At 61.0% G+C, this 2,529-nt stretch carries 3 protein-coding genes and 2 riboswitches; all 3 genes read left to right on the top strand.

Going from position 1 to position 2,529, the window contains the following annotated elements; genetic code table 11:
• Positions 1-394, top strand: a 394-nt coding sequence (locus ACFFAR_RS30675; RefSeq protein ID WP_375509163.1) for a Gfo/Idh/MocA family oxidoreductase, incomplete at its 5' end; no start/stop codon positions are given.
• 138 nt (positions 395-532) lie between these two features.
• Positions 533-910, top strand: a complete 378-nt coding sequence (locus ACFFAR_RS30670; RefSeq protein ID WP_062168404.1) for a hypothetical protein — start codon at positions 533-535, stop codon at positions 908-910.
• Between the two features lie 107 nt (positions 911-1,017).
• A riboswitch (glycine riboswitch) is annotated at positions 1,018-1,133 on the top strand.
• 42 nt (positions 1,134-1,175) lie between these two features.
• Positions 1,176-1,308, top strand: a riboswitch (glycine riboswitch).
• A 107-nt stretch (positions 1,309-1,415) separates the two neighbouring features.
• The coding region (gene gcvT, locus ACFFAR_RS30665) for a glycine cleavage system aminomethyltransferase GcvT (protein ID WP_375509162.1) at positions 1,416-2,529 on the top strand (1,114 nt) is incomplete at its 3' end.

The following is a 2,529-nucleotide window of genomic DNA, read 5'->3' as shown; positions in this document are numbered from 1 at the left end:
TCCGGACAAGGAAGTCGTACTGCACGCAACTGCGCTCGCCGCACTCGAACCGCCGCGCTTCGCCATTCACGGCACGCGCGGCAGTTACGTAAAGACCGGGCTCGATGTCCAGGAAGACCAGCTCAAGGCCGGTTTGCGCCCGGGCAACGCCGAATTCGGCAAGAATCCGCCGGGCCTCCTCCGCGAAGTCGATGGCGACCACGATCTGCGCCAGGAATTCGCCACGCGCGACGGGGCGTATGCGGAGTTTTACCGGTCGCTGGCGGCATCCGTGCTCGATGGCAAGCCGTTCCCGGTTACGGCGCAGGATGCCGTGGATGTCATGACCATCATCGATACCGCCATCCGCAGCAACGCCGAAGGCCGCCGCCTGGATTTCGCGCGGCTGCAATAACAAACGCCTCACATCCGACTTTCAAACACACAGCGTTACATTTGCACACGTCGCCGGCGTCAGCCGGGGCCGTGCGCAGACCGTTCTTCTGCAGTCGCACGAGACTTATCTCAAAAACCAAAAGGGGAGAACAGATACATGCTGACATTCAAGCAAAGTTGCGCGCGTGCGCTCATTGGGGTGGCGCTTGCGGGGTCGTTGGCAGCCTGCGTGGTCGAGCCGGCGCGGCAAGTCGATGTAGTCCGCGAAGCGCCCGCCAGGCCCGATCCGCATGCTGAAGCGGTGCATCGGATGGATCAGGTCAATGGCCGCATCAACGCGCTCTGGCATCACGTCGATCAGCGCGTGAACCAGGGCTTCTACCCGCCGCCACAGGGCGATGCGTTTCATCATCGGCTGGATGTGATCAGGCAGGAATCACGCGATATGGCTTCGCAGCACGGCGGCGGTTTGTCGGGCGAAGAACAGCGCACGCTGAACGGCGAACTCGACGGCGTGCAGCACGCAATCCAGTAAGTCTGGCCTGCCTGGCGGACGGTTCCAGCGTCCGCCGGCCAACAGCCTTTCTCATGGGGCTATCGGCAAACCCAGTTTGACATTCGTATATCGGTCGCGTAAATTCGCCGCACGCGTCGGGAGAGAGCGCTGAATTTATTTGTCGCAACCTGGACAAACAAAACGAGCGTCGCCGAAGGGGCACACCCACAAACTCTCAGGCAAAAGGACCGGCTGCGTCGAAGTTCCGTTCATGTAGTGCTCCTTTATTCGGGCATCGAATGGAAAATCGCACTCTGGAGAGCGGCATCGGCTGATAAGAAGTAACGGCCAGTTGCCCACCGAAGGGGCGCGCGTTGAAGTCGGTATATCGGCTCGAAACGTGCAATCTCTCAGGTACCGAGGACAGAGGGGTCATGTACCGGATCGCTACGCGGTTTGAGCTTTGCGTTCGCAAAAGCCCAAACTCCGAGCGGATTGGTCGCATGGCCTTTTTTTGTTTTCGCGCACGCCCGAGGCCCGCTCCATGTCTGATCTTCAACACACGCCCTTGCACGCCACGCACCTCGCGCTCAACGCGCGCATGGTCGATTTCGGCGGCTGGGACATGCCCGTCAACTACGGTTCGCAGATCGACGAACACCACGCGGTGCGCACCGATGCCGGCATGTTCGACGTGTCGCACATGCGCGTCGTCGATTTCACCGGCGACAAGGCGCGCGAGTTCTTCAAGTTTGCAATCGCCAACAACGTCGACAAGCTGACCGTTCCCGGCAAGGCGCTTTATTCTTGCTTGCTGAACCCGGAAGGCGGCGTGATCGATGACCTGATCGTCTATTTTTTCGCCGATGACAATTTTCGCGTCGTCGTGAATGCCGGCACGGCCGAGAAAGACATCGCGTGGTTCGGTCATTTGAATGCGGAAGGCGGTTTTGGCCTCACGATCACGCCGCGCCGCGATTTCGCGATCGTCGCCGTGCAAGGTCCGAACGCGCGCGAAAAGGTCTGGCAAGTGCTGCCGGAAACGCGCGAATCGACCGCCGAACTCAAACCCTTCAACGCCGTGCAATTCCCCGAATCGTCATACGGCGACGTGATGCTCGCGCGCACCGGCTACACGGGCGAAGACGGCTTCGAGATCGTGATCCCGGCTACGCAAGTCGAAAGATTCTGGAACACGCTGGTCGCTCAAGGCGTGAAACCGGCGGGCCTCGGCGCACGCGACACGCTGCGTCTGGAAGCCGGCATGAACCTTTACGGCCAGGACATGGACGACACCGTCTCGCCGCTCGACGCAGGCCTTTCGTGGACCGTCGACCTGAGCGATGCCAACCGGGCGTTCGTGGGACGAGCGGCGCTCGAGGCGAATGGGTCGAAGACGCGCTTTGTCGGCCTGATTCTGCAGAAGGAAAACGGCCGCGCCGGTGGCGTACTTCGTGCTCACCAGAAGGTCGTTACGACCGACGGCGAAGGCGAGATCACGAGCGGCACTTTCTCGCCGTCGATGCAGGAATCCATCGCGTTCGCACGCGTGCCACCAGGCGTGAAACCGGGCGATAAAGTGCACGTCGTCATTCGCGACAAACAACTGCCGGCAAGCGTGGTAAAACTGCCGTTCGTGCGCAACGGCAAGGTTCTGG

The organism is uncultured Caballeronia sp., assembly GCF_964243625.1.
Taxonomy (GTDB): Bacteria; Pseudomonadota; Gammaproteobacteria; order Burkholderiales; family Burkholderiaceae; genus Caballeronia.
Note: the sequence above shows the minus strand (reverse complement) of the source record. Positions and strands in the feature narration are given on the sequence as shown.